Origin of the sequence: Synechococcus sp. CCAP 1479/9 (assembly GCF_019038535.1) — a bacterium.
GTDB lineage: Bacteria > Cyanobacteriota > Cyanobacteriia > PCC-6307 > Cyanobiaceae > Cyanobium.
Map to the genome: position 1 here is coordinate 182976 of NZ_JAFKRK010000024.1, position 21615 is coordinate 204590.

Below are 21615 nucleotides of genomic sequence, written 5' to 3' on the forward strand. Positions count from 1 at the left end.
TCAACCGCCGTACTGCCAGCCCGTGGCGGACAGCTCCAGGGCGGCGGCGTCGCGGTGCAGGGTCGCCGACTTCACCTCACCCACGAAGACCGTGTGGTCGCCGTGGGCCACCTGCCCCACCAGGGTGCACTCCACCGCCCCGAGGGCGTCGTCGAGCACCGGCAGGCCGAGGGGTCCCAGGTGGAACGGGGCGGCATCGAACCGTCCCCCCACGCCTTTCTGGGGCTTAAAGAACACCGCCGCCAGGTCCTTCTGATCGGCCGCCAGCACGTTCAGGCAGAAGCGCCCGCTGCGCTGGATCATGCCGTTGCTGGTGGAGTCGGCGCGCACCGCCATCACCACCAGGGGAGGCTCGAAGGAGCCCTGGGTGACCCAGCTGGCGGTGAAGCCGTTGACCTCGTCACCCTCGGCCACCCCGCAGATGAACACACCGTGGGGGATCTTGCGCAGCAGGGTCTTCTTGGCGGCCGCGTCCAGGGCAACGTCGGTCATGGGGTGGGCGGCAGGGATCGGTGAACTCTAGGAACCCGCCCGGGTGGGGAACCTGCCATGGGCCCGTCTCCATAGGCTGGGCAGATGCGAGCCCTCTATCCCGGCAGTTTCGACCCCCTCACCCTGGGCCACCTCGACCTGATCGAGCGGGCGGCCGGCCTCTTCGACGGGGTCGTGGTGGCGGTGCTGATGAACCCCTCCAAGCAGCCCGCCTTCCCCCTGGAGCGGCGGCTGGAGCAGATCCGCCTGGCCACCGAGGGGATCGCCGGCATCGAGGTGGGCCACTTCGACGGTCTCACCGTGACCTACGCCCAGGCCTGCGGCGCCCAGGTGATCCTGCGGGGCCTGCGGGCGATGAGCGACTTCGAGTTCGAGTTGCAGATCGCACACACCAACCGGACCCTGGCCCCCCGGGTCGAGACCCTGTTCATGGCCACGGCAGCGCACCACAGCTTTCTCAGCAGCTCGGTGGTGAAGGAGGTGGCCCGCTTCGGCGGGGACGTGGGTCACATGGTCCCGCCGGGAGTGGCGATCGACCTGGAGAGGCTCTTTAATCGACAGGCAGCTCCCGGAACCCGATATGGCTGAGGTCCGTTTCACCGTCCTTGATCAGCTGGATCAGCTGGAGGACATCGTTCTCGACGGCAGCCGGATCCCCTTCAGCGGCGGCCGTCTGGTGAACGAGCAGGACGCCATCGAGATGATGGATGCGCTGCGGGAGGCCCTGCCCGGCCAGATCTCCCAGGCCGAGGACCTGATCCGGCAGCGGGAGGGCTTCATCGAAAAGGCCCGGGTGCAGGCGGAGGAGATCGTCACCCAGGCGCGACGAGAGCGCGAGCAGCTGATCAACGCCGCCGCCATCCGCCAGGAGGCGGAGCGCCAGGTGACGGAACAGCGGGAACTCGCCCGTCAGCAGTGCGAGCAGATGGTCCTGCAGGCCCGCCAGCAGGTGGCCCAGACCGAACAGGAACACCAGGCCCGCATGGCCCAGTTCGAGCAGCAGTTCGCCGGCCGCCGGCAGCAGCTCGAGCAGGAGGCCCAGCAGCGGCGCCAGCAGCTGGAGCAGGAGGCTGCGGAGCGCAACCGCCAGCTGCTGGAACAGCACGAGCGCAGCCGGGCCCAGGCCCTGCAGGATCTTGAAGGGATCCGCCAGGAAGGCCTGCGCGTTCAGCGGGAAAGCCAGACAGAGGCGGAGCGTCTCCATGCCGACGCGCTCCAGTTCCGCCAGCAGACCCAGCAGCAGTGCGATGGCCTGATCGCCCGCACCCGCCAGGAGGCGGCCACCATCCAGGAGGGAGCCAACCGTTACGCCGAGCAGGTGCTGGGCGAACTGGAGGTGCGCCTCAAGGAGCTCAGCCAGGTGGTGCTCGGGGGCCGGAGGGAGCTGGTGCGGCTGCAGGCCCAGGAAACCCAGGCCACCAGCCGCCCCCCCGAAGCCCCGATCCCCCTGGAGAACGCCGCCGTGGACCGGGCCCGCCGGGCCGCCGGTCGCCTGCGTCGTGCCGCCAGCCGGGGGCTGGCCAGCTGAGGCAGGCGCCTCAGAGCCGGCTCAGATCGCCGAAGGGCAGGTCCCCACGGCCTGCACTTCCCGAAGCACACGGCCGATGGTGGTGTTCGGAGCCCCCGCCCCGGCGGACACGGCACTGACGTAACGGGGACCGTCCGCCGTCTGGAGAACGCCGCTGATCGAGCGCACGCCCGTCAGGGTGCCGGTCTTGGCGAAGAGGCGCCCGTCGAGGCTGGTGCCCTTGTAGAGGTTGCGCAGGGTGCCCCGGCGCCCGGCGATGGCCATCGAACTGATGTAGTCCCTGGAATAGGGGTGGTGGTCCATGCGCAGCAGCAGGGCCACCAGGAAGCGGCTGGTGACGCGGTTGGCGCGGTCGAGGCCACTGCCGTCCGCCACCCTGACCCCCTCCATCGGCAGGCCCTGCTGGCCCAGCCAGATGGTGGTCAGACGGCTGGCCTCGACCACGTCCCAGGTGCCGGCCGCCTGACGCAGCAGCACCTCGGCGGTGAAGTTGTGGCTTTCGGTGTTGGCCAGACTCAGCAGGCCATGCATCGAGGTGGAGGGCTCCTCGTGGATGAGAACCGCGTCGGCGGGCAGGGGCTGGCGGGCGGACACCAGGGTCAGCTGCAGGGGCGATCCGCCGCCCTGGTCCATGGCCCGACGCAGGAGCGTCTGGAGCCGGGAGGGGGGATTGCTGACCGCATCGTCGATGGCATTGCTGGTGATGGCCAGCCGGGTGATCGGGGCGCCGTAGGCGTAGGCCCGGTCGGCCACATTCCAGCCGCTGGGCCACCAGTTCTGGGAGGCTTCCTCCGCCAGTTCCAGACGCACCGGACCGCCACCCGCGGGGGAGCTGGCCCCTGCGGCCATGGCCAGCTGGGCGAAACGCTGCAGCTGGGGCAGGGCCAGGTCGGGATCCCCCTGGCCGGTGAGCCGCAGGGTGCCGTCCTGAAGCCGCCACAGCTGGGTGCTGAGCCGGTAGTCGGGGCCGAGGCGATCCAGGGCGAAGGCGCTGCTGACCAGCTTCTGGTTGGAGGCCGGCACCCGAGGCTGGCGGCCGTTGACGTCGGCCAGCAGCCGACCGCTGCCGTCGGCGACGCTGACGCTCCAGCGGGAGCGCTCGTCGCCCAGCACCAGGGCGACCTGGCGCTGCAGGCTGGGGCAGGTGACTTCGGTGGCCAGCCGCGGCATGCCCACCGGGGGGGGAGCCAGCGGCAGCGCAGCCATCGGCAGGGGCCGCTGGCTGCGGGCCGAGGGAAGGGCCGGCTCGGTCTGGGCCCAGGCCGCCAGACCCGCCGGGCCGGTGCCGCCTACCACTAGCAGCAGCGCCGTCAGCCTCAGGGGGCGGCGGGGACGGTGCTGGACGGGGCGGACGGACAGGGTCATGTCAGGAGGTTCCGAGTTTCAGGTCCGTGACGGTGCCGTTGAAGCGGTAGTTGGTGCCTTCCAACTCAACCGGGGCGCCGATCTTGATGGTCTGGTTGCCGAAGACGACACCTCCGGCAGTGCGCCGGCCCTGGCCCTCGAGGACGAAACGTCCATCGAAGGTGCTGAAGGTCTTCTGGTTGGGATCGGGGGCGCTCACCACCTTCCCGTCGGGGGTGAGGGTGGAGATGATCCGGTCGAAGGGAAGGATCTCCTTGACCGCCACGCTGCCGTGGGGCTGGTTGCGGATCACGATCGCCACCTTGCCCTCGGCGCGGGCCTGCTGCAGCAGTTCGAGGGGGGCGGCGGCGGGGGCACCGCGCACGTCCACCATCACGGTGACGGGCTCGAGGGCGCCGGTGGCCTGGGCCACAGCCCCGCTGAGCCGGGGGCTCCAGATCACACCCCCGATCGCCAGCAGGGCGGCGACGGCGGCGCCGACGTCGACGAGGCTGAAGGAACGGGACCGGGGCGATTCGCTGGGCATGGGCATGGGAAAGCCCGCGAAGTGTACGCAGCCTTTCCGGGATGCACCAGCCGCCCCGGTCGGGTCCTCCCGGACAGGCGTCTCAGTTCTGCAGGTCCTCGATCATCTGGCCCAGAGCCCGCAGGTTGCTGCCAAGACCGGCCTCCTCGCGGCCGCTGAGGGCCAGGTCCTGCTGCTCCGTATCGGGCTTCTGCTCGAAACTGCCTGCCAGCCGGAAGCCGTCGGGGTCGAGCCGGTAGAGCTCCCATTCGCCGGGGTAGGCGCAGCGCAGGGCGCGGTCGGCCTTGGGCAGCAGGGCATAGGCGGCCCGCCAGCCGGCCAGGAAGCCGCGGCGACGCTGGCGCGCCACGCTGCCGATGCCCACGGCGGCATCCTCCAGGGCGGGATTGACGAGCACCACGGCGTCGCTGTGGCGGCCGCACACCGCCTCCACCAGCTCGTATTCGGCCTGGCTCGCCCCCACCAGCAGCAGCACGCCGGTCGAGGGTTCCTCCTGCTGGCGCCGCTGCTGGTCGGAGAAGCTGCCGATGTGCTCAGCCAGGGCAGGAGCATCCCGTCGGGCCAGGGCGGTGGCACCGGCATCCGGAAACAGCAGCCGCACCCCTGGTCGCTCCGCGATCAGCCCCTCCAGCAGACGCAGCACCACCGGCATCAGGCGCAGTCCTTCGAAGCGGAATTCCACGGTCCAGCGTCCCCCCGATCCGGCCGCCAGGGCCGCCTGGAGGGCCTGGAGGGCTTCGGCTTCGGCGGTGCGCAGATCGGCGGGCAGCATCGGCTGGCGGCAGGGCTGATCGGACCCTACCCAGCCGCTTCCGCCACCACGCGCCGTGCCTGCTCCAGGGCCGCCGGCAGGCCGGCCAGATCCGCGGCGGTGAGCCAGGGGCCCAGGCTGATCCGCAGGCCGCTGGCCGCCTCGGCGGGGCCATAGCCCATGGCGAGCAGCACGGCACTGGTGCCGGCCGTGCCCGCAGCGGCACCGGCGCTGGCGCAGGCCGAACCGCTGCTGACGGCGTAGCCCTGGCGGGCCAGCTCCCGCACCAGACGCCGACCACCCAGGGGCCGGCCCTCGGGCCCGTCCACCAGCAGGCTGATGTGGTGCGGCAGGCGCCCGGCGGGGTCGTGCGGTTCCGGGCCGCTCAGGCGCACGCCCTCCAGGCGCCGCAGGTCGGCCAGGAGGGGATCGCGCAGCGAGGCCATGGTATCGGTGCCGCCGTGGGCCGCCAGCCGCCGGTCGGCCAGCTCGAGGGCCGCCGCGAAGCCGGCCACCAGGGCCACCGGCTCGGTGCCGCCGCGACGCCCCCCCTCCTGGGCCCCGCCGATCAGGGGCTCAAGCCGGACCCCGCGCCGCACCAGCAGGGCCCCCACGCCGCGGGGACCCTGCAGCTTGTGGGCCGCGCAGCTGAGCAGGTCCACCGGCAGCCGGCTGAAATCGACCGGGCGGTGGCCCACCACCTGCACCGCATCGACGTGGAACCGCACCCCGGCCTGGCGGCACAGCGCACCGATCGCCTCGATCGGCTGGAGCGTTCCCACCTCGCTCTGGCCCCAGAGCACCGACACCAGCCGGGTCGGGGGCGTCAGCAGGCGCTGCAGCTCATCCAGATCAATCACCCCGCGACGGTCCACCGGCAGGAGCTGCACCTCCCAGCCCCGGCGCGCCAGGGCGGCGGCGGCGGCATAGCTGGCGGGGTGCTCCACCGCCGAAAGCAGCACCCGGCCCGGTTCCAGGGGCCCGTCGGAGCCAACCAGGGCGGTGTGGATCGCTTCGCTCCCCCCGGAGACGAACACCAGTTCATCCCCACCGCAGCCGAGCCGGGCGGCGAGGGCCTGGCGGTCACGCTCCAGGCGATCCGCCGCCGCCAGGCCGTGGCCATGGAGGCTGGAGGGGTTGGCCCAGGCCTCCCGGTGGGCGCCGGCCATGGCCTCCAGCACCTCCACCGCCGGAGGGGCGGTGGCGCAGGCGTCGAGGTAGATCTCAGGGGGCGGGGGCATCGCGGGAGAGGCGGCCCCGGGTGCGGGATTCCAGGGATTCGCCGGCCAGGGCCACCAGATCGTCGAGGGAGCGCCCCTCCAGCAGGGCTGTGACGCGGGCCCGGGCTTCGGCGCTGGGGCAGGCCTCCGGACGCAGGCAGCCGTTGACGCAGGCGGTGGCGCAATCGATGGCGCCACCGCCTGCGTCAACGCGGGGGGCGCTCCCGCTCTCCACCGGGGCGCTGGACGGCGCTGGCATCGCCGTGGCGGCAGGGAATGCCCCGTCCTCGTCGAACAGCGACGGGGCCACGACCCCGTCAAACACCGCCTCGGCCGGACCGGTCATGAACACGTGGCCGCTGGCTTCGTCCCAGAGGATCTCCAGGGGCCCACCCGGCAGATCCAGCCGGGCGTGGCGGGCGGCCAGGCCGAGCCGATGGCAGGCCACCAGGGTGGCGCAGGCGCCGGTGCCGCAGGCCAGGGTGGGGCCCGCGCCCCGCTCCCAGACCCGCATCACCAGATGGTCGGGGGCGAGCACCTGGACGAAGTGGACGTTGGTGCGGGCCGGGAAGGCCCCGTGCACCTCGAGGGCGGCGCCGAGGCCCTCCAGATCGATCGCCGCCACGTCGGCGACGGGCACGACGGCGTGGGGATTGCCCATGCCGGCGGCCGCCACCGCCAGGCGCTGGCCCAGCACCTCCAGCTCGCCCACCGGCAGCCCCTGCTCCCCCACCGCCAGGGTGGTGGGCACGGTCTCGGGCGTCAAAAACGGCGGACCCATGTCGACGCGGATGCGACCGTCCTCAGCGAGGGCCGGCACGATGCGGCCGGCGAGGGTCTCGATCTCCCAGCTGCGGGGAGCCTCGTCGCCGTCACTGTCCGCGAGGAAACGGGCCAGACAGCGGATGCCGTTGCCGCACATCTCCGGCTCGGTGCCATCGGCGTTGAAGATCCGCATCCGCAGCTCGCCGCCTTCCCTCGGCGGCAGGGCCAGGATCACGCCATCGCCACCCACCCCGAAGCGGCGGTCGCAGAGCCGCTGCACCCGGTCGGGAGTCAGGCCGAACAGGCCCTCAGGATCCTCTAAGCTGCGGCCGTCCAGCAGCAAGAAGTCATTTCCAAGACCCTGGTATTTACTGAATTGGAGCACCTGAAGCACCGTTCCGTGAAACCTGGAGATTGGGGTCGATCCTATGCAGAGTTTCTTTGAAAAACGGGGACCCAGGCTCGACACGACCCTGCCCAGTGTGCGGCACGTCCAGGAGCTGATCCGCATCCGCACCCCTGTGAACGTCGTCCTGCTGTCCGGCAAGGAGTTCGATGGCATCATCCGCTGGCAGGACAGCCATTTCCTGGCGATGAGCACCGAACCCGGCACGCCGCTGCTGCTGATCAGCCTGACCGCCGTGGCTTCGCTGCGGGCCCTCAGCTGAGCCTCTCCATGGGCTGTGACACGATCACCCCCATTCCCTGTGGCCCGTGACTGACTCTTCCCGCTACCGGCCCGAAGCGATCGAGCAACGCTGGCAACTGCAGTGGGAGCAGCTGGGACTGCACGTCACCCCCGACCCCCAGGACGGCGCCGGCGAGCCCTACTACGCCCTCTCGATGTTCCCCTACCCGTCGGGGAGCCTCCACATGGGCCACGTCCGTAATTACGTCATCACCGACGTCATCGCCCGGGCGGCCCGTCTGCGGGGACGGCAGGTGCTCCATCCCATGGGCTGGGACGCCTTCGGACTGCCGGCGGAGAACGCCGCCATCGAGCGGGGCGTCGATCCGGGGGACTGGACCGATCGCAACATCGCCCAGATGCGGGACCAGCTCAAACGGCTCGGCCTCTCGATCGACTGGGACCGGGAAGTGGCCACCTGCCACGCCGATTACTACCGCTGGACACAGTGGCTGTTCCTGCAGTTCCTCGATGCCGGCCTGGCCTACCGCAAGGAGGCGACGGTCAACTGGGACCCGATCGACCAGACGGTGCTCGCCAATGAGCAGGTGGATGCGGAGGGTCGCTCCTGGCGCTCCGGTGCCCAGGTGGAGAAGCGCCGGCTGCGCCAGTGGTTTCTGAAGATCACCGCCTACGCCGATGCCCTGCTCGACGATCTGCCTTCCCTGGAGGGCTGGCCGGAGCGGGTGCGCACGATGCAGGCCAACTGGATCGGTCGCTCCCTCGGTGCCGAGCTGACCTTCACCACGGAGAGCGGTGCCGCCATCACCGTCTTCACCACCCGACCCGACACGATCCACGGGGCCACCTACGTGGTGCTGGCTCCGGACCACCCCCTGGTGGCCGAGCTGACCACGGACGACTGCCGCCTCTCGGTGACCGCCTTCTCCGATCTGGTCAGCCGCCAGAGCGAGCAGGAGCGGACGGCCGAGGACCGGCCCAAGCGGGGCGTGCCGATCGGCGCCTGGGCCCGCAACCCCGCCAGCGGTGAACGCATCCCCGTCTGGATCGCCGACTACGTGCTGGCCGACTACGGCACCGGTGCCGTGATGGGGGTTCCGGCCCACGACCAGCGCGACTTCGCCTTCGCCCGGCAGTACGAGCTGCCGGTGCTCCGGGTGGTGATCCCGGAAGGGTCCGACCCCCACGCCTACGACGGCCAGGCCTGGACCGAAGGCGGTGTGCTGATCGGCTCCGGTTCCTTCGACGGCCTGACCACCACCGAGGCCAAGTCGGCCATCGTCGCCTGGGCCGAGGAGCAGGGTTGGGGCCAGGGACGGGTGCAGTACCGACTGCGCGACTGGCTGATCTCCCGCCAGCGCTACTGGGGCTGCCCCATCCCCGTGATCCACTGCGACAGTTGCGGTGTGGTGCCCGTCCCCGACGACCAGCTGCCGGTGGAACTGCCCCGGGACATCCCCCTGAGCGGCAAGGGGGGGACCCCCCTGGCCAAGCTGGAGTCGTGGGTGAATGTGCCCTGCCCGAGCTGCGGCGCCCCCGCCAAGCGGGAGACCGACACCATGGACACCTTCATGTGTTCGTCCTGGTACTACCTGCGCTACAGCGATCCCCACAACGACCAGCGGCCGTTCGGCCGCGACGCCGTCGACCGCTGGTTGCCCGTGGATCAGTACGTGGGCGGTATCGAGCACGCCATCCTGCACCTGCTCTATTCCCGCTTCTTCACCAAGGTGCTGCGGGACCGGGGCCTGCTGGGCTTCTCCGAACCCTTCGCCCGCCTGCTCACCCAGGGCATGGTGCAGGGCATCACCTACCGCAACCCCCAGACCGGGCAGTACGTGGCCCCGGCCCAGGTGGCCGACCCCAGCGACCCCCGCGATCCGATCAGCGGCGAGGTGCTGGAGGTGTTCTACGAAAAGATGTCCAAGTCGAAGCACAACGGCGTGGATCCCGCGGTGGTGATCGACCGCTACGGGGCCGACACGGCCCGCATGTTCATCCTGTTCAAGGCGCCTCCGGAGAAGGATCTGGAGTGGGACGACGCCGACGTGGAGGGCCAGTACCGCTTCCTGCAGCGCCTCTGGCGCCTGGTGGAGGGGGCCCAGGGACGTGGTTTGCGCCTGAGCGAACCTGACGCCCCCCAGCCGGCGCCGGATCCCGCTGCCCTCAGCGACGGCGAAAGGGAGCTGCGCCGGGCCGTGCATACCGCCATTGCCGCCATCAGCGAAGACCTGGAAGGGGAGCTGCAGCTCAACACCGCCGTTTCCGAGCTGATGAAGCTCAGCAACGCCCTGGCCGCCCACCTGGAGGCGGCCGGCCCGGCCGTGGCCACCGAGGCCCTGTCCACCCTGCTGATCCTGCTGGCCCCCTTCGCGCCCCACCTGGCCGAGGAGCTCTGGCAGAAACTCGGCGGCCACGGGGAGGGGGAGCCCATCAGCGCCGGGGCGAGCGTCCATGCCCAGCGCTGGCCCACCGTCGATCCGGCGGCCCTGGTGCGCGACACGATCCCCCTGGTGATCCAGGTGAAGGGCAAGATGCGCGGCAGCCTGGAGGTGCCCGCCGACGCCGATGCGGCCACCCTCGAGAAGCTGGCGCTGGAGAGCGACGTGGCCCAGCGCTGGCTGGATGGTCAGCCGCCCCGGCGGGTGATCGTGGTGCCCGGCAAGCTGGTCAACCTGGTGCCCTGAGGGCAGCGGCGTGGTGGCGCAGGTGGTCTTCGATGAAGCTGGCGATGAAGAAGTAGCTGTGGTCGTAGCCCTCCTGGAAGCGCAGCTGCAGGGGGTGCCCCGCCGCTTCGGCAGCCGCCGCCAGGTCGGCGGGCCGCAGCTGGCTGTCGAGGAAGGGATCGGCGAGGCCCTGATCCACCAGCAGCGGCAGCCGCTCCGCCGCTGAGGCGAGCAGGAGAGTGGCATCCCAGGCGGCCCAGGCCGCTGGATCCGCCCCCAGATAGGCCCCGAAGGCCTTCTGGCCCCAGGGACAGGCGCAGGGGTGGCAGATCGGGGCGAAGGCGGACACGGAGCGGTAACGGCCCGGGTGCCGCAGGGCCGTCACCAGGGCACCGTGGCCCCCCATGGAATGGCCGCTGATGGCGCGGGCCTGGCTCAGGGGCAGCTCAGCTTCCAGCAGGGCGGGCAGCTCCTCCACCACATAGGCGTGCATCCGGTAATGGCGGTCCCAGGGGGCCTCGGTGGCATCGACGTAGAAGCCGGCCCCCTGGCCCAGATCCCAGCCGCCATCGGGGTCGGTGGGCACCTCCGCTCCCCTGGGGCTGGTGTCCGGGGCCACCAGGGCCAGGCCGAGCTCGGCGGCGAGACGGTGGGCCCCACCCTTCTGCATCACGTTCTCGTCGGTGCAGGTGAGACCTGAGAGCCAGTAGAGAGCCGGCACCCGCTCCCCGGCGAGGGCCTGGGGCGGCAGGTACACCGCCAGGGTCGCCGGCCCGTTCAGTTCGGACGATGGGTGCCTGTAACGGCGGTGCAGGCCGCCGAAACTGCGGTTCTCGCTGAGCAGCTCGAGCATGGGGACGCTGACCTCCGGGGTCGCAGGGGGGCTCAGAAGTGGATCACGGAGCGGATGCTCTGGCCGGCGTGCATCAGGTCGAAGGCCCGGTTGATGTCCTCCAGCCCCATGGTGTGGGTGATGAAGGTGTCGAGGGGGATCTCCCCCTGCTGGAATCGCTGCACATACCCGGGCAGTTCGGTGCGGCCCCGCACCCCGCCGAAGGCGGAGCCCCGCCACACCCGTCCGGTCACGAGCTGGAACGGCCGGGTGGCGATCTCCTGGCCCGCCCCGGCGACGCCGATGATCGTGGATTCACCCCAGCCCTTGTGGCAGCACTCCAGGGCGGCGCGCATCACCTGAACGTTGCCGATGCACTCGAAGGAGTAATCCACGCCGCCGTCGGTGCGGTCGATCACCACCTCCTGGATGGGGGCGTCGAAGGCCTTCGGGTCGAGGCACTCGGTGGCACCGAGCTGGCCGGCGATGGCGAACTTGTCGGGGTTGGTGTCGATGCCGATGATCCGCTCCGCCCCGGCCATCACGGCCCCGATGATCACGGCAAGGCCGATGCCGCCGAGGCCGAAGACGGCCACGCTGCTGCCGGGCTCCACCTTGGCGGTGTTGAGCACGGCGCCGATGCCGGTGGTGACGCCGCAGCCCAGCAGGCACACCTTCTCGAGGGGCGCCTCCGGGGCGATCTTCGCCACCGCGATCTCGGGCACCACCGTGTATTCGGAGAAGGTGGAGGTGCCCATGTAGTGGAAGATCCGTTCGCCGTCACGGGAGAAGCGGCTGCTGCCGTCGGGCATCAGGCCCCGGCCCTGGGTGGCGCGGATCGCCTGGCAGAGGTTGGTCTTGCCGGAGAGGCAGAAACGGCAGGAGCGGCATTCGGGCGTGTAGAGCGGGATCACGTGATCCCCCACCGCCAGGGAGGTCACCCCGGGGCCCACCTCCACCACCACCGCGCCGCCCTCGTGGCCCAGCACCGCCGGGAAGATCCCCTCGGGGTCGGCGCCGGAGAGGGTGAAGGCATCGGTGTGGCACACGCCCGTGGCCACGACCCGCAGCAGCACCTCGCCGGCCCGGGGCCCCTCCACATCGATCTCGGTGACCTCCAGGGGCTGACCGGCGGCCCAGGCGACCGCAGCGCGGGATCGGACCATGGCGAAGGGGGAAGGCCCCTCAAGTGTGCTGGAAGATCAGCCCGTCGGGCTGCCCCCAGTCGCCTTTCGCCCCATAGCCGCGGTCGTTGGCGCAGAGGTGCCGCAACAGCCAGAACACCGGCTCCACCGCCTCCAGCTCCAGTTCCGCCCCGATGGCGACCAGGGAGCGGGCCTGACCATCGGCGAGCAGGGCCTCCACCCGGTTCTGCAGGTCCAGGATGCCGGCGGCCGCCTGCTTGCCCGCTTCCACCCCGGGCTGGTGATACGCGTTGACGTTGACCAGCTCGCCGTAGAGCCCCACCGCCCGCTCGAACAGGCCGATCAGGGCCCCGAGGGCCCGGGCGTCGAAGCGCCCCAAGGTGATGGTGATGCTCTGGCGGGCCTGTTCGGCCAGGGCCGCCCGGGTGCCCTGCAGGAACCCCTCAAGGAAATCGGCGGGGCATTCGCCGTCGATCGTGGGGATCTCCGCCGGGTCCTCCAGCACCTCGATGAAGGTCACGAAGAAGTTGTCGAGGCCATCGCGCAGTTGCTGGACGTAGGCGTGCTGGTCGGTGGAGCCCTTGTTGCCGTAGACGGCGAGGCCCTGGTGCACCACGACGCCATCGCGGTCGAGCCGCTTGCCCAGGGACTCCATCACCAGCTGCTGCAGGTAGCGGCTGAACACCTCCAGCCGATCCCGGTAGGGCAGGACCACCATGTCCCGGCGACCCTGGCCGCCGCCGGCCACGTGCCAGGAGGCGGCCAGCAGGGCGGCGGGGTTGGTGCGCAGGTCCGGCACCCGCGTCAGCCGGTCCATGGCGGCGGCCCCGTCCAGGAAGCCACGCAGGTCGGCGCCGATCAGAGCGGCGGGCAGCAGCCCGACGGCACTGGTGATGCTGGTGCGTCCGCCCACCCAGTCGAACATGTCGAAACGCCGCAGCCAGCCGGCCGCTTCCGCCTGCTGATCCAGCCGACTCCCCGCCATGGTGATGGCCACCGCCTGGGCGCTCCAGTCGCCGCCGGCGGCCAGCACCCGCGCCCGGGCCTGCACCATGCCCAGGTGGGGTTCGGGGGTGCCCCCCGACTTGCTGACCACGATCACCAGCGTGGTGGTGAGACGGTCGTCCAGGGCGGCCAGGGTGCGGGCCATGCCGTCGGGGTCGACGTTGTCGAAGAAGTGGAACGGCAGTCCCACCCCCTGGCGCTGCAGGGCCCGGAGCATAAGCAGGGGGCCCAGGCCGGAGCCGCCGATACCGATCCAGAGCACGTCGGTGAAGGGCCGGCCGCCGGGGGCCGTGACCGTTCCGGCCAGCACGTCCCGTCCGAAGGCTTCGAGGCGGTCCACCTCCGCAGCGATGGCGGCGGCCACCGCCGGATCGGGGGCCAGCTCCGGGGCCCGCAACCAGTAGTGGCCCACCTGCCGACCCTCGTCGGCGTTGGCGATGGCCCCCGCCTCAAGGGCCTCCATGGCGGCGAAGGCGCGGGCGAAGGGGGCTTCGAAGGCCTCCAGGTCCCGCTGCTCCAGGGCCATCCGGCTGACGTCGAGCCAGAGGGCAAGATCAGGGTCGTGCCAGAGCAGCTGGCGGAATCGCTCCCAGAGGGCAGCGGAATCTTGGCCGTTCAACGGCGGCAGCGGGGACATGGCTCCTGGGACGCCGTGACGGGCCCCCGAACCGTATCCATCAGCCTCCACGTTCGGCAAGCGGATCGGCGGATGCGGGCTTTCCACCACGGGGCCAGCCACCGGAGCGCCCCCGAAGCGGGAAGAATCCGGCCGTGTTCGTTACAATTGGTCTAAAGAGCGCCATTTCGCTTGCTGTCCCGCCTCGCCGGAACTAAGCCACGACGCTCCGGCCTCCAGCCGGCGGTCGCGCCCCGGGCTTGCCAGCGGAGCCACGGCCTGCGCCGCCGCGGCTTTCACCGCCACGCGATGAAGCTGGGCCTGCTTCTGGTGGCCGGCGGCCTGGCCCTTTTCCCGCTGAGCCGGGAACCCCAGGTGCGATCGCGCAGTTCGTTCCTGCTCACCGACGGCGAGCGCGACGGCAAGGCCTTTCCCCTGATCAGTCCGTCCACCAGCGAAGGGCTGCGGCCCGATCCGGTCGATTTCAGTCCCGAGGAACTGCGGGAGCTCAACCGCCGCTTCGGCGTCCACGGGCCCCAGCCCAGGCTGGCCCAGCTGTTCACCGAGGGCATCGACCAGCTCCAGCCCCTGCGCAGCCACACCCTCGGCCGGCTCGAGGAGCTCAGGCCGGTGATCCTCAACGAGAGCCGCCGCCACCACATCAATCCGATGCTGGTCACCGCCGTGCTCTTCGATGAGCTGCAGCACGCCAAGCCCGGTGAAGACCTGCCCCTGGCGGCTCGCAGCGGCCTGTTCAGCACCCATGGCCCCGCCCAGCTCAGCGTCGGCGAGCTCGTCAAACAGGGGCTCCTGCCCGCCGATGCCACCCCGGAGCAGATCGATGAGGCGCGCATGGAACTGCTCGACCCCGACCGCAACGTGCGCCTGCTGGTGGGCAAGTTCGTTCGGCTGAAGCAAGCCCTGGGGCTCTCCGACAACGCCCTGCTGATGGCCAGCACCTCCCCCGCCGATGCCAAAGCCATCGCCACCCTGGCCTACCTCCACAACGGCAAGCTGGACTACCCCGGACGGGTGCTGCGCTACATGCAGGACCCGGAACTGCACGCCCTGCTCTACGGCACCCGCAAACCGATCACCAGTCCGCTGATCTGAACCGGCCCGCTGATCTGAGCCTGCGCCCAGGGCGTGCAACTCAGCAGAGCACACCGAGGGCGGCCAGCCGCACCTGAAGTTCCCGCCAGTCGAAGCTGCGCGGATCCATGCGCTCCCCGCCCAGATCAACGTGCTGGTGGGTGGTGATGTTGCTGGGGGGGATGCCGAAGCGGCGCATCCAGCGGGCCAGGACGACCGCGAGGGCGTCGTACTGGGCAGCCGTGTAACCGCTGTGGCTGCCCCCCTGGTTCTCCCCGTCGAGGGGCGTCTCCAGGCTGAGGTGCAGGGCGAAGTTGTTGATCGAGCCGGCCAGCTCCGGGTTGGTCACCACCCAGCGGCCGTTGAAGGCGGAGTTGCCGGCGCCGAAGGCCCGCTTGGCCGGGTCCAGCGCCTCCACCACCTGGCCATCGAGGCCGATCAGGGTGTGGTAGCTCACCTGATCCTCGTCCCGCGGATGGGGCGTCATGAAGGTGTTGATCGCGGAGTTGATGCCGAAGACGGTCTCGTGCAGCACGACGACCTGGGGGGTGGTGTCGAGCGTCTGGCCGAAGGCATCCCGGCGGAAACGCTCGCCGTAGTTGCTCGGGTCGATGCGCAGCCGGACGGTGTCGTAGCGAAGTCGCTCCGCCAGGCCCGCCAGACGGGCGCGCAGGGCCGGGTCGGCCTGGCAGGCCCCCCCCAGGGGAGCACGCCAGGCGGCCTGGGGCGGTGGCAGGGCCTTCTCCGGCGCTGAGTGCGTGGGCGAAGCCCCCCCATCGGGGGGGGACTGGCGGACCTCCTCCAGCAGATCGAGGAGGGAGGCACGGCCACCGGCATTGCCCGGGGCGCCGAACAGGTCACGGCCCAGCCAGGTCAGTCCCCCGAGGCTGATCACACCGGCACCGGCCACCGCCAGCACCAGGGGGCGCAGGGACGACGTCATGGCTGCAGCGACAGCCAGCGCTGCCGGTTGTCGCGGGTGTGCGCGCCGTCGCGGTCGGGATCGATCACCAGCTGCCAGCTGGCGGTGGCCGGGGGATCGGGGTGCAGGACGGTGCTGCGCACCCGGCCGTCCCGGCAGAAGAGCAGCTGCCGTTCCGCCGCTGCCGTGGGGATGGCGAGGGTCATGGCCAGGTCCTCCGGTGTGCGCAGGCGCAGGTCATCGAGGGCCAGCAGCTCATCGCCCGCCTGCAGGCAGGCCCGCTCCGCCGGGCCGTTTCTATGCACCCGCTTCAGACGCATCGATACCCCTGCGGATTCCTCCAGCTGCCAGCCGAGGAAGGGCTCGTTGGCCGGCTTCGGCCGCAGGGCCAGCCCGACGTCGGCCAGGTAGGCATCGAGGTCGGGGTCGTCGGTGCTCTCCAGCCAGTGGGGCAGCAGCTCCGCCAGGTCGGGGGCCTGGCCGGCGAAGGCGTCGACCAGATCGCTGTGGGTGTAGCCACGCCCCGCGGCCCCATGGCTGCGCCACAGCCCCCGCAGCACCGCCCCCAGGCTGGAGCCGTGCCGCCGCAGATGCAGGTCGAGCACCAGGGCCACCACGGCCCCCTTGAGGTAGTAGCTGATCTGGCTGTCGGCCGAGGAGGCATCCTGGCGGTAGAGCTTCACCCAGGCCTCCTCGGCGCTCTGCCGCAGTCCCTGGACCCGGCGACCGGGGGTGAGCAGGTAGCGGCTCAGGTCGGCGCCCAGGTCCTCGAGCAGGTCGGCCTCCGTGCCCACGCCGGCCGCCAGCGGCAGCAGCAGGTCGAGGTAGGAGGTCACCCCCTCGGCGAACCAGAGACCGGACACGATCGTGGCCCGGCCGTATTCGAGCGGCGTGAGTTCGGCGGGCTTGAGGCGCCGCACGTTCCACTGGTGCAGGTACTCGTGGGCCACCAGCTGCAGCAGCTTGCGGCGACCACCGGGAGCCGCCAGGGCCCGCCGGCCGTACTGGAGCACGCTGGCATGGTCGTGCTCCAGGCCGCCGAAGCCCGCCTCCAGCAGGTGCAGCACGAACAGATAGTCGTCGCTGGCGGGGGCGGTCTGCCCCATCAGGCGGCAGCAGGCCAGGGCGATGCGTTCCACATCGGCCAGCCAGGCGGGATCCTCGACGGGCAGATCGCCCCCCCAGGTGACCCAGCGGTGGGGCACACCGGCGACGCTGAACCGGTGGCTGGGATGGGGGCCGGCCTCCAGGGGCGCGTCGATCAGCCGGTCGTAGTCGCCGGCGATCCAGGAGCCGTCGCTGGGGGTCGGCAGGGGAACGAAGGCCTGCCAGCCCTCAGGCAGCTGCAGCTCCAGGCGGTGGGGATTCCAGCGTTCGCCCGTGGCTTCCAGCACCACGCCGGCCAGGGCCAGGAAGGCGTGGTCGGCGTTGAGGTGGCAGGTGCGCACGCTCAGCTCCGTGGCCTGGAGGCGGTAGCGGACAACGAGGGGGGCGAGGCTGGTGAGGGACAGGCGCCAGCGGGCCTCCGCCACCCGTGTCGGGATGACGTGGCTCTCCCCCTGATCCACCTCGAGGGCCTCGAGGTGGCGGACGTGGTCCCGGATCAGGTAGGAGCCCGGCGTCCAGGCGGGCAGCTGAAGCTCCGTGCGCAGACAGCGGGGGGTGAGATGGAGGGTGACCTGGACCCAATGGCGGTGGGGCTCACGCAGGTCGAGCTGGACGACCGGCCCGGCGGCCGTGTCGGGTTGGGGTGGGTCGTCAGACACGGAGCTCGATCGACGCCGTGGGGACGGCCAGGCTGGCCTCCTGGAGAGCCGCCCGGGCGGCATAGGCCCGCGTGATCCGGCCCAGCAGCCGCTGCAGGCCGGTGTTGCGGCTGATGCGCTGGAGATCGCCCACCAGGGCGAGGGAGCCGTCGTCCTGGTGGGCCCATCCCAGGCCCTGGCCATCCCTGAGCTGCAGCTGCAGGGTCACCGCCTGGCGCTCGCCGGCGAATCCGACCAGTTCCCCCCCCCACCGCCAGGGGAGCTCAAGGCTGGCGAGGGTGGCCGCCAGGGCCTCGGCATCCCGCAGAACGGTGGGCAGGATGGAGAGATGGGACATGGACGCAATGCCCGATTCCGCTGACCATAGCGATCCCGGCGGGTCTCTCCAGTGGCCGTTGCCACAGCCGACTCCGGCCACCCAGGCCCCGTTGCGACTGGCGGTGATGGCCTCCGGCACGGGCAGCAACTTCGAGGCCCTGGCGCGGGCCTGCAGCGACGGCAGGCTGCATGGCCAGGTGGTCGTCCTGGCGGTGAACCGGGCGGACTGCGGGGCCCGGGTGCGGGCTGAACGGCTCGGCATCCCCTGTGAGGTGATCGACCACCGCCAGCAGCCCTCGCGAGAAGCCCTGGATCGGGCCCTGATCAGCCTGTTCGAGGCACACCAGGTCGATCTGGTGGTGATGGCGGGCTGGATGCGCATCGTCACCCCGGTGCTGATCGGAGCCTTCCCGGAGCGGCTGGTGAACATCCACCCCTCCCTCCTGCCCAGCTTCCGCGGCGCCGACGGAGTGGGGGAGGCCCTGGCGGCCGGGGTCACCCTGGCCGGCTGCACCGCCCACCTGGTGACCGAGCAGGTAGATGCGGGGCCGATCCTGGTGCAGGCGGCGGTGCCGGTGCTGGCGGACGACGACCGCGAACGGCTCCACGCCCGCATCCAGCGCCAGGAGCACCGGATCCTGCCCCTGGCCGTCAGCCTCGCCGCCCGGCGCCTGGCTCAGGGGTAGAAGGGCAACAGCGGCAGTCCGGTTCCGGCCTCCAGGCCGCTGAGCAGGTTGAGGCACTGCACCCCCTGGCCGGCCTGGCCCTTGACCAGGTTGTCGATCGCGCTCATGACGATCAGCTGGCCGGTGCGCGGGTCCACCTGGACCGACAGCAGGCAGCGGTTGGTGTTGCGCACCCACTTGGTGGAGGGGTAGACCCCCACCGGCAGGACCTGCACCGTGGGGCTGTGGCGGTAGGAGGCCTTGAGCAGGGTCGTGCAGTCCTCCGCCGTCAGGCCGGGGTCCCGCAGCCGCCCGTACACCGTCGCCAGCAGGCCCCGCACCATCGGCATCAGGTGGGGCGTGAACTGCAGCTGGATCGCCTGGCCCGCCGCTTGGCCCGCCAGCTGCTCGATCTCGCTGGTGTGGCGGTGGCCCACCACGCCGTAGGGCGCCACGGCTTCGGCGGCTTCGGCCAGCAACAGGTTCTCCTTGGCGGCCCGGCCGCCGCCGGAGGTGCCCGTCTTGGCGTCGATGACGATGCCGCTGGTCTCGATCAGCCCCTGCTCGAGGAAGGGCAGCAGGGCCAGCAGGCTGGCGGTGGGGAAACAGCCGGGGGCCGCCACCAGGCGGGCCTCGCGGATCCGCGCCTCCGCCACCTCCACCAACCCGTAGACCGCTTCCCGGCAGAGATCGCCATCCTGGCGGGCGGCCTGGCGGGCCTCAGCGGCATAGACCTCCTCCCACTGGGCCAGGGAGCGGTAGCGGTAGTCGGCCGAGAGGTCCACCACCTTGACGCCGCGCTGCAGCAGTTCGGGGACCAGGCCGGCCGCCAGGCCGTTCGGCAGGCTCAGGACGGCCAGATCGGCGGCGGCGGCGATGGCCTCCGGATCCGGTGAGCGCACCACCAGGTCGTCCTCCAGCGGCAGGAACGGCACCAGCTCGCTCCAGCGCCTGCCCGTGCTGCGCTCCCCGCCCAGAAAGCTCACCGTGAGGTCCGGGTGGCCCTGCAGCAGCCTCAGGGTCTGCAGTCCCCCGTAACCACTGGCACCGATCACCGCAACGCGCTTGCCAGCCATGCGGAACGCAGAAGAACGCTGGATCGTACCGGCACCCTATAAATGAGGTTCGATCCTTTCCCCGATCCATCTCGCTCCCTTGACCGTCCTGTCCGGCCCACGCCAGTCCACGGGCATTCACTTCGATGCCATCGCCGATGCCCTGGCGGCCATTCGCAACGGTGAGTCGATCGTGGTGGTCGATGACGAGAACCGGGAGAATGAGGGCGATCTGATCTGCGCGGCCCAGTTCGCCACCCCCCAGCAGATCAACTTCATGGCCACCGATGCCCGGGGCCTGATCTGCCTGGCGATGGAGGGCGAGCGACTCGATGCCCTGGATCTGCCCCTGATGGTGGATCGCAACACCGACAGCAACCAGACCGCCTTCACCGTCAGCGTGGATGCGGGCCCGGAGCGGGGGGTGAGCACGGGGATCTCGGCGGAGGACCGGGCCCGGACGATCCAGGTGGCGATCCATCCCGAGACCCGGCCCGGCGACCTGCGCCGGCCCGGCCACATCTTCCCGCTGCGGGCCCGCCAGGGCGGGGTGCTGCAGCGGGCGGGCCACACGGAGGCGGCCGTCGACCTGGCCCGCCTGGCCGGCCTTTACCCCGCCGGGGTGATCTGCGAGATCCAGAACGCCGATGGCTCCATGGCCCGGCTGGCCCAGCTGGCCGACTACGCCCGCCACCACGGCCTGCGGCTGATCAGCATCGCCGACCTGATCCGCTACCGCCTCGACACCGAGCGGTTCGTGGCCCGCCAGGCGGAGGCCACCCTGCCCAGCAGCTTCGGCCAGTTCCGGGCGATCGGCTACCGCAATGAACTCGACGGCAGCGAGCACGTGGCCATCGTCAAGGGCTACCCGGAACGGGGCACCGGCCCGGTGCTGGTGCGTGTCCACTCCGAATGCCTCACCGGCGATGCTTTCGGCTCGCTCCGCTGCGACTGCCGTCCCCAGCTGGAGGCGGCCCTGCGCATGATCGAGTCGGCCGGAGAGGGGGTGGTGGTCTACCTGCGCCAGGAGGGGCGCGGCATCGGCCTGATCAACAAGCTCAAGGCCTACAGCCTCCAGGACGGCGGCCTCGACACGGTGGAGGCCAACGAACGCCTGGGCTTCGCCGCCGACCTGCGCAACTACGGCGTCGGGGCCCAGATCCTCAGCGACCTGGGCGTGCGCCGGCTGCGCCTGATCACCAACAACCCCCGCAAGATCGCCGGTCTGGGCGGCTACGGGCTCGAGGTGGTCGACCGGGTGCCCCTGGTGATGGACCCCGGCCTCCACAACGCCGCCTACCTGCGGGTGAAACGCACCAAGCTGGGCCACCTGATGGAGACCGAATCCCATGGCCTGACGGCCGTGCTGGGCTGGCAAGGCCCCCACGACCCCCTGCTGGTGGCGAACCGTCTGGAGGTGCTGCGGGACTGGGCCCGGCGCAAGGGGCTGCTGCTGGAGCGCGAGGAGGATCCCCGCCTGCTCGCCCTGCTCGACGGTCCCGGGCTGGCCCTGCTGCTGGCGGCCCACCAGTCGCGCCAGCTCACCGCCGCCGACCTGGCCGGGCCGCTGATGGAGATGGCCCGCTGGCAGGGCACCACCGGCGTCAACCTGCTGCTGGCGCCCGATGCCCGCCGCAAGGGCCATCCGAGCATCGACCTGGAGCCGGAGCGCCGCCAGCTGGCCGACCTGGTTCCGCCGGCGGCGGACGGCGGCCCGGTGGCCGGGGATGGGGATGGAGATGGGGAACCGGGCCGGACCCTCACCTGCCCCCTGCTCAATCTCACCCCCGGGGCCTTCATCGTCTGGTCCTGAGGCGCCGGCGGGGCGCGTCCTTAAGGACGGTGACGTCGGGTCGCAGGTTCACAGCGTCATTGCACCACCGCGTCCGGGGCCGATCGAAACCGGGCTAGGGGTGAGGCAGCGCTCGGCGGGAAGGGGAGTCGATGGGTCAGGCCATCCAGCAGTTCCGCAGGGCGATGAGTCTGCGCAGCGATCCCGGCCGGCTCTCCTTGGAGACCGGACTGACCGGAACGGCCCTGTGGCTGACGTTCCTTTATCTGATGCAGGACGGGGCGATGGCGGCGCCCGCTGGGGGAGGGCCGTCGCCGGAGAACGGGCCGGGGGCAGGCGCTGCCAGCCAGGGCAGCGCTCGGGCGGCGGGCACGGCCGGTGGCGTTGGTGCTGACGCAGGAGCCCCGGCCGGGTGGGAGCCCGGCTCGGCCGCATCCGGTGGCGC

The 21615-nt window shown here is 71.3% G+C and carries 20 protein-coding genes; 7 read left to right on the forward strand and 13 right to left on the reverse strand.

Annotated elements, in window-relative coordinates; all coding sequences use genetic code 11:
• Nucleotides 1-492: a flavin reductase family protein gene (locus KUG38_RS10530; RefSeq protein ID WP_190609430.1), complete on the reverse strand. Its 492-nt coding sequence runs from the start codon at nt 490-492 to the stop codon at nt 1-3.
• Between the two features lie 84 nt (nt 493-576).
• Between KUG38_RS10530 and coaD the strand changes: the two genes are divergently transcribed.
• Both coaD and KUG38_RS10540 read left to right on the forward strand, forming a co-directional pair.
• Entirely contained in the window at nt 577-1080 is a 504-nt protein-coding gene (coaD, locus tag KUG38_RS10535; protein ID WP_094584577.1) for a pantetheine-phosphate adenylyltransferase, read from the forward strand.
• Nucleotides 1073-2020, forward strand: a complete 948-nt coding sequence (locus KUG38_RS10540; RefSeq protein WP_216921149.1) for a coiled-coil domain-containing protein — start codon at nt 1073-1075, stop codon at nt 2018-2020. The genes coaD and KUG38_RS10540 overlap by 8 nt, the downstream gene beginning before the upstream one ends.
• A 21-nt stretch (nt 2021-2041) precedes the next feature.
• Here KUG38_RS10540 and KUG38_RS10545 read toward each other — a convergent pair whose 3' ends face one another.
• The 5 genes from KUG38_RS10545 to dapF all read right to left on the reverse strand — a co-directional run bounded on the left by KUG38_RS10545 (nt 2042) and on the right by dapF (nt 7032).
• Nucleotides 2042-3385 (reverse strand): D-alanyl-D-alanine carboxypeptidase/D-alanyl-D-alanine-endopeptidase, encoded by a 1344-nt coding sequence (locus tag KUG38_RS10545; RefSeq protein ID WP_216921151.1) that lies wholly within the window; start codon nt 3383-3385, stop codon nt 2042-2044.
• Between the two features lies 1 nt (nt 3386).
• Nucleotides 3387-3911 carry a DUF4330 domain-containing protein gene (locus KUG38_RS10550; protein ID WP_353617779.1) on the reverse strand — a complete coding sequence of 175 codons (525 nt, stop codon included), beginning with the start codon at nt 3909-3911 and terminating at the stop codon, nt 3387-3389.
• Nucleotides 3912-3993: 82 nt separating this feature from the next.
• Nucleotides 3994-4683 carry a DUF1995 family protein gene (locus KUG38_RS10555; RefSeq protein WP_216921155.1) on the reverse strand — a complete coding sequence of 230 codons (690 nt, stop codon included), beginning with the start codon at nt 4681-4683 and terminating at the stop codon, nt 3994-3996.
• A 26-nt stretch (nt 4684-4709) separates the two neighbouring features.
• Nucleotides 4710-5903 carry a cysteine desulfurase family protein gene (locus tag KUG38_RS10560; protein ID WP_216921157.1) on the reverse strand — a complete coding sequence of 398 codons (1194 nt, stop codon included), beginning with the start codon at nt 5901-5903 and terminating at the stop codon, nt 4710-4712.
• Nucleotides 5887-7032 (reverse strand): diaminopimelate epimerase, encoded by a 1146-nt coding sequence (gene dapF, locus KUG38_RS10565; RefSeq protein ID WP_216921755.1) that lies wholly within the window; start codon nt 7030-7032, stop codon nt 5887-5889. The genes KUG38_RS10560 and dapF overlap by 17 nt, the downstream gene beginning before the upstream one ends.
• Before the next feature lie 43 nt (nt 7033-7075).
• On the opposite strand from dapF, the gene KUG38_RS10570 reads away from it, so the two are divergent.
• Together KUG38_RS10570 and leuS are read left to right on the forward strand one after the other, a co-directional pair.
• Nucleotides 7076-7315, forward strand: coding sequence for an Hfq-related RNA-binding protein (locus KUG38_RS10570; RefSeq protein ID WP_216921159.1), 240 nt, complete (start codon nt 7076-7078; stop codon nt 7313-7315).
• A 46-nt stretch (nt 7316-7361) separates the two neighbouring features.
• Entirely contained in the window at nt 7362-9983 is a 2622-nt protein-coding gene (leuS, locus tag KUG38_RS10575) for a leucine--tRNA ligase (RefSeq protein WP_216921161.1), read from the forward strand.
• Here leuS and fghA read toward each other — a convergent pair.
• Genes fghA through KUG38_RS10590 form a run of 3 tightly spaced genes read right to left on the reverse strand, consistent with a single transcriptional unit; the run spans nt 9967 to nt 13581 of the window.
• Nucleotides 9967-10815 carry an S-formylglutathione hydrolase gene (fghA, locus tag KUG38_RS10580; RefSeq protein ID WP_216921163.1) on the reverse strand — a complete coding sequence of 283 codons (849 nt, stop codon included), beginning with the start codon at nt 10813-10815 and terminating at the stop codon, nt 9967-9969. The two genes, leuS and fghA, sit on opposite strands and share 17 nt — an antisense overlap.
• Before the next feature lie 32 nt (nt 10816-10847).
• On the reverse strand, nt 10848-11960 hold the full coding sequence (locus KUG38_RS10585; protein ID WP_216921165.1) for an S-(hydroxymethyl)glutathione dehydrogenase/class III alcohol dehydrogenase: 1113 nt from the start codon (nt 11958-11960) through the stop codon (nt 10848-10850).
• 19 nt (nt 11961-11979) lie between these two features.
• Entirely contained in the window at nt 11980-13581 is a 1602-nt protein-coding gene (locus KUG38_RS10590) for a glucose-6-phosphate isomerase (protein ID WP_216921167.1), read from the reverse strand.
• A gap of 288 nt (nt 13582-13869) precedes the next feature.
• Between KUG38_RS10590 and KUG38_RS10595 the strand changes: the two genes are divergently transcribed.
• The gene (locus tag KUG38_RS10595) at nt 13870-14673 is read left to right on the forward strand and encodes a helicase DnaB (RefSeq protein ID WP_216921757.1); all 804 of its coding nucleotides are present in this window, start codon (nt 13870-13872) and stop codon (nt 14671-14673) included.
• 40 nt (nt 14674-14713) lie between these two features.
• On the opposite strand, the gene KUG38_RS10600 is transcribed toward KUG38_RS10595, so the two are convergent.
• Genes KUG38_RS10600 through KUG38_RS10610 form a run of 3 tightly spaced genes read right to left on the reverse strand, consistent with a single transcriptional unit; the run spans nt 14714 to nt 17677 of the window.
• On the reverse strand, nt 14714-15595 hold the full coding sequence (locus KUG38_RS10600; protein ID WP_216921169.1) for an N-acetylmuramoyl-L-alanine amidase: 882 nt from the start codon (nt 15593-15595) through the stop codon (nt 14714-14716).
• Complete coding sequence (locus tag KUG38_RS10605; RefSeq protein WP_216921171.1) at nt 15592-17340, reverse strand: M61 family metallopeptidase; 1749 nt, start codon at nt 17338-17340, stop codon at nt 15592-15594. The genes KUG38_RS10600 and KUG38_RS10605 overlap by 4 nt, the downstream gene beginning before the upstream one ends.
• On the reverse strand, nt 17333-17677 hold the full coding sequence (locus KUG38_RS10610; RefSeq protein WP_216921173.1) for a DUF1257 domain-containing protein: 345 nt from the start codon (nt 17675-17677) through the stop codon (nt 17333-17335). Before KUG38_RS10610 ends, KUG38_RS10605 begins: the two co-directional genes overlap by 8 nt.
• A gap of 7 nt (nt 17678-17684) precedes the next feature.
• On the opposite strand from KUG38_RS10610, the gene purN reads away from it, so the two are divergent.
• The gene (gene purN / locus KUG38_RS10615; RefSeq protein WP_216921174.1) at nt 17685-18344 is read left to right on the forward strand and encodes a phosphoribosylglycinamide formyltransferase; all 660 of its coding nucleotides are present in this window, start codon (nt 17685-17687) and stop codon (nt 18342-18344) included.
• Here purN and argC read toward each other — a convergent pair.
• The gene (gene argC, locus KUG38_RS10620) at nt 18335-19399 is read right to left on the reverse strand and encodes an N-acetyl-gamma-glutamyl-phosphate reductase (RefSeq protein ID WP_216921175.1); all 1065 of its coding nucleotides are present in this window, start codon (nt 19397-19399) and stop codon (nt 18335-18337) included. The two genes, purN and argC, sit on opposite strands and share 10 nt — an antisense overlap.
• A 79-nt stretch (nt 19400-19478) precedes the next feature.
• On the opposite strand from argC, the gene ribBA reads away from it, so the two are divergent.
• Nucleotides 19479-21191 carry a bifunctional 3,4-dihydroxy-2-butanone-4-phosphate synthase/GTP cyclohydrolase II gene (gene ribBA / locus KUG38_RS10625; RefSeq protein ID WP_286195882.1) on the forward strand — a complete coding sequence of 571 codons (1713 nt, stop codon included), beginning with the start codon at nt 19479-19481 and terminating at the stop codon, nt 21189-21191.
• The last annotated feature ends 424 nt before the right edge of the window (nt 21192-21615 follow it).